Source organism: Mesorhizobium sp. M5C.F.Ca.IN.020.32.2.1, assembly GCF_004023105.1.
Classification (GTDB): domain Bacteria; phylum Pseudomonadota; class Alphaproteobacteria; order Rhizobiales; family Rhizobiaceae; genus Mesorhizobium; species Mesorhizobium wenxiniae.
The window spans coordinates 1-4450 of record NZ_RZSX01000541.1; the positions used below are offsets into that span (position 1 = coordinate 1).

Annotated in this window: 4 protein-coding genes; all 4 read right to left on the reverse strand. The window is 64.6% G+C overall.

Features of this window, described 5'->3' with window-relative positions; genetic code table 11:
• On the reverse strand, positions 1-1257 hold a 1257-nt coding region (locus EOA86_RS23795), incomplete at its 3' end, for a class I SAM-dependent DNA methyltransferase (protein WP_164891931.1).
• Positions 1257-2357 (reverse strand): nucleotidyl transferase AbiEii/AbiGii toxin family protein, encoded by a 1101-nt coding sequence (locus tag EOA86_RS23800; protein ID WP_128343901.1) that lies wholly within the window; start codon positions 2355-2357, stop codon positions 1257-1259. The genes EOA86_RS23800 and EOA86_RS23795, both read right to left, overlap by 1 nt.
• Positions 2354-3025: a DUF6088 family protein gene (locus tag EOA86_RS23805; protein WP_128343903.1), complete on the reverse strand. Its 672-nt coding sequence runs from the start codon at positions 3023-3025 to the stop codon at positions 2354-2356. The genes EOA86_RS23800 and EOA86_RS23805 overlap by 4 nt, the downstream gene beginning before the upstream one ends.
• 152 nt (positions 3026-3177) lie before the next feature.
• A partial coding sequence (locus tag EOA86_RS23810; RefSeq protein ID WP_206630113.1) for a 3'-5' exonuclease occupies positions 3178-4450 on the reverse strand: 1273 nt, incomplete at its 5' end.

The window sequence follows — 4450 nt, forward strand, 5'->3', positions numbered from 1 at the left end:
GTTCTGCGCGCGACCTTCGCGATACTCACGGTCCGCATTGATGAATAGCACCTTGCCCTTGCGTTCGTCCGGCTTGCCGCCTGGATGACGCATCACGAGCACGCAAGCCGGGATGCCCGTTCCATAAAAGAGGTTCTGAGGCAGTCCGATGACCGCCTCGATGCAGTCCTCTTTGAGCAACGCGAGCCTGATCTTCTTCTCTTCTCCACCGCGGAACAGGACGCCGTGCGGCATCACCACCGCCATCTTCCCGCTCTGCTTGAGGCTCGCCAGCATGTGCTGGGCGAACATGAGATCGGCCTTCTTGCCGGTCGTCGGGCACCAGCCGAAGCGGAAGCGGTCGCCGAATTGGATGCCGCGCTTGGTGTAGTTCTGGCTGAACGGCGGATTGGCGATCACTCGGTCGAAGCGCATCAGGCGCCCGTCCTCGATGTGCTTTGGTTCGAGCAGCGTGTCGCCGTTCCGGATGTCGGCGTCGGGGATGCCATGCAGCAGCAGGTTCATCCGGCAGATCGCCCAAACGGCCCCGTTGTCTTCCTGACCGTAGAGACGAAGGCGCGGCCCGCCGTGCTGCAGGGCGTGCTCATTCCCCTGGTTCAGCATGCCGCCACTGCCGCAAGTTGGGTCGTAAAGCGAAGTGCCGCCCTGCGGGTCGAGGATCCGCACCATGAGCTGCACGACACCTCTCGGGGTGTAGAACTCGCCGGCCTTCTTTCCGGCCGAATCGGCGAACTCGCTGATTAGGTACTCGTAGGCGGCGCCCAGGAGGTCGGGAAACTCGAAGTCCTCATCCAAAAGGCTGTACTTGTTGAAGTGGCTGATGAGTCGCCGCAGCTTTTCGTCCGGGATTTCCGACTCGCCGACTTTACGGGCGAAATTGATGTGGCCCAGGACACCGGACAGCGCCTGATGGTTCGAGTTCTCTAGCCCCGCCAGGGCCTTGTTCAGCTCGTTGGCGACGTTTGAATGCACGTCGTTTAGCAGCCGCTCCCATCGGGCGATGTGCGGGACAAAGAACGTCTTTTCGTATGAGGAAGAATGGTCGGCCCGCTGGAGTGCTTCTTGATCGGACCGGCCCAGCGCTCGCTGCTCTTTGAGAATCTTGTCGCGCTGCTGCTCGAACACATCCGAGCATCGCTTCAGAAACAAGATGCCGAAAATGTACTCCTTGAACTCCGAAGCATCCATTTTGCCGCGAAGGATGTCGGCTGCGGCGAACAGATGGCGTTCGAGTTTTTCAAGCGTAAGCTTGGCCATTAGCCGTGCACTCCCGTCCGGACTCGGCTTGCCGCCGACATTGTCTTGCTTTGGTTGATGTGCGCCTCGAGCTCGGCGATCTGACCGAGGACCTCTTCGAGCGCTGGCGCCTTGCCGAAGATCATCCCCGCCATGGCCGCGTAGTCGCGCGCGAGTTGAGTCGCCATTTCGGCGCTTGGCGAGAGCGTGAAACGGCCGGGTGCCGCGGTCGCGAGGTTCAGATCAGGGCTGTCGAAGAACATGCGAGCGTGCCGCACGCAGTCCACGCCAAGTGCAAGATCGGTTGAAGCAGCGCGTCCGACATCGGAGTCGAGCAGTCGGTAGACATCGTAGTAGTGCCGTGAAATGCGCTGCCCGCCGCCACGGAGCGCGCCCCGGGCGTCGAACCATTGGCGCAATCCGTGCAGAATGACGACCTTGTCCCAGAAGGTGCGCTCCGCAACGACGGTCCTGACGTCGGGCACGCTCAGCTTCAGGTCCGCGAGCACGTCGGCGACGTAGGGGCGGACGATGGCCGGCTGGTTCGGATCGAGCGCCGACTTGGCGCCGGACTCGATCTTCACCGCGGGCCTGACATAGCCCTCGTCAGCCGCCGTCACCTTCGGATACCAGATCAGCAGACTCTGCCGGTCCGGATCGTCCGGATCGAGCTCCACCCGGCCGGCCGCGGCGCCCAGGCCCGCCGCCTCTAGCGTCGCCCGCAAGCGATCCGCGACCTCAACGCGCATCGTCTCGTTCACATAGGCCTGACTCACGCCCTTGATGGCGTCGAGGCGCCGTCGCCGTTTCTTGCCGCTTAGCGCCTCCAGGTCATCGACGGTCGCGGCCTCGCCCAGATCGTCTCGGAAAATGGTGATGTCGATGTCTTCCGAGAAGCGGGAGATCAATCCGAAAGCCTTCGACAGCGATGTCCCGCCCTTGAACAGCAATCGAGGGCCGCCCGCTTTGGCGCCATTGAACAGCGCATCGAGCGTCCAACAGACCCAGAAGTCCTTCTCGATGTTCTGCTCCGGGGCGCCCAGGCGCTGCGCCGCGCCGAGGAAGGCGTCGCGACGATCCTCCGCGGCAGCCGAAAGGAAGGTGATGAAGCCGGGATTCATCGGCGGCCTCCGGGCTGTCGCTTGGTCTGTTTGCCCCGGGAGGATTCCAATTCATCGAGCAACTGCCGCAGGAAATTTTGCATCCAGTCCGGCAGGCTGGTGAACCCATCCCGCAAGTCCGCCGCGATGTCCGCGCCGTGATCGGGATCGGAGAGGATCGCGGCGAGACGCCGGTGAATGCGATCACGATCACTGTCGATCGTGCCGCGCAGCCATTGCAGCGCCAGGACGACGCGCATCGCCGGACGGCCCGCCCAATGCAGGCGGCTGGGCGCGGTCAGTTTGAACGTGATGGTTTGGGCACCCAACTTGATGGGACGCAGGCGCGCATCGGTGTGGACGGAGATCTTAGCCGGCACCGCATCCGTCAGCCCAAGGTCGTTGGCGGCTGTCAGTCCGTCGACCAGCATGCGCGCCTGGTCGCGTCGAGCAAGCGCGTCGATGACCCGGCGCGGATCGGGATTGGTCGGTTTGCCCGTCAGGCTGTTGGGCCGCGGCAGATCGTAAAGGCCGCGTGTGATGCGGCGGATCTCTCCGGCGCTGGTCATGCGTGACAGCGCCTGATCGATGGCGTCGCGCGAACCGATGTCCAGAAAATCGGTCGGCGTCCAGACGCCGAACGGCGCCTGGGCAGCCATCCGCTTTTGAATCTGGGATTTGAGATCCATCACCCCGCCCCTGTCAGAAAAATGTATACCTATTTCTGACCGCGGAGTCGAGGCTGTCAGAAAAATGCATACAAAATTCTGACATCCGTCCTTTCCGGAGGCTTCGCCCCGATACGGAACCTCTTCCAGGCTCCCGACCTCAAGCTTGCCGCTCAACCCGTCCGGCCCACCCAGCGCACGAGGCCCGGCGTCATGTAGACCAGCGCGCCGCGCGCGGCGCCCGTCGCCCGCAGATAGTCTTCGAGCTGACCAGCATGCAGACGAATATCCGCGTCGGACGGGTCGACATCGCTCTTCCAGTCGATGACCACCTCGGCGCGATCCCCGGCATGGGCAATGGCGTCGATGCGTCCGGCGAGCGCCCTTGGCTTCGAGCCACCCTCGAGCAGCGAATAGATCGGCCACTCGGGCGTCAGGCGCTCGCGAAGCGCCGCGACGTCGGGCAGCTGCAACGTGCGCCAGGCGGTCGCCGCGATTTCATCGGCGTCCGGAAGCGCCTCGCTGTCGTCCGGATCGAGGACCAGCTCAGCCAGCAGCTCGCGGGTCCGCCTGGCAAAGCGGCCCACCTCTTCGACGAGCTCGCCAGTCAGCACCTCTTCCATCAGCTTGTGCAGGAGAAGACCGCGCACGCGTCCCGCGCCGACAGGCAGATCGACCTCGGGCGCATCGCCGGCATCGAGCGTGATGGCCTCGACCGCCTCTAGGCGATCCGGATCGTGATCGCTCGGCCGGACCCAGGTCAGCGGAACGGCCGCTTCGTCGATGATCGCGCGCTCGGCGGCGAACAGCTCAGCGGTCTGCATATTCGGCGGGTCGGCGATCGTCGGCATCGGCGCCGGCGTCATGCGGGAGACGTCCAGCTCCGGCAATGCATCATGGCCGAGATCGACGATGCGCGCCCAGGACTTCTGCTCGGCCTGCGCCAATTCCGGCACGATCAGCAGTTCACGGGCCCGTGTACAGGCCACGTACCAGAGCCGTTCGCGTTCGCGCATCAGGCTTTCGTCATCGGTCTCGAGCGCCGCGCGCAGTTCGGGCGGCACGACGTCGCCAATCACCCAATGCAGCGTGTCGTCGTCAGCCCGGTGGACGAACGGCTCGCGGGAGCGGAGCAAGGTTGCGGTGTTGATCGGGATCACCACCGGCCATTCGAGGCCCTTGGCGCTGTGGATGGTGATGATCTCGATGGCGTCTCCGTCGGCATCGACGCGCCCTTCGTTGTAGGCGGCGCCATCGCGCCAATCGCGGCTCAAGTCGCGGGCGAAGCGCTTCATGCCTTTGACGCGGTAGGGCCGCGCCCGTTCGAGCAGCGCCTCGACGTTGGCGGCGGCTCGCGCGCTGCGGTCGCCTTCGCGCGCGCTCAGGATCGGCCGCACAGCCAGCCGCTCGACGGCTTCGGCGAGCAGCAGCGCGGGGGTTGTGGCC